Here is a 255-nt window from a genome sequence, read left to right on the forward strand (position 1 = left end):
CAAGGCTGTTGTTGGAAAAGGGACATACGGTGGAATTATTACCCCCACAGCATGTGAAAGGTTATTTGCGAGGACAGAAAAATGACATCAACGACGCTATGGCAATTGCTGAAGCCTGTCAGCATGGAAAGGTGCGGCCGACAAGAGTGTTAACGATAAAGCAGCAAGACGAGCAGGCGTTTTCACGTATCAGAGAGCTACTCGGTGCTGAGCAGACTAAGATAATCAATCAAATCAGAGGGTTGCTATCGGAAT

At 46.7% G+C, this 255-nt stretch carries 1 protein-coding gene; it reads left to right on the forward strand.

Translation table 11 applies throughout. The annotated features are described in order from the left end of the window. Positions 1 to 29 precede the first annotated feature (29 nt). A partial coding sequence (locus tag ACSLUK_RS20095; protein ID WP_448550562.1) for an IS110 family transposase occupies positions 30 to 255 on the forward strand: 226 nt, incomplete at its 3' end.

Source organism: Thalassotalea fusca (assembly GCF_053485835.1).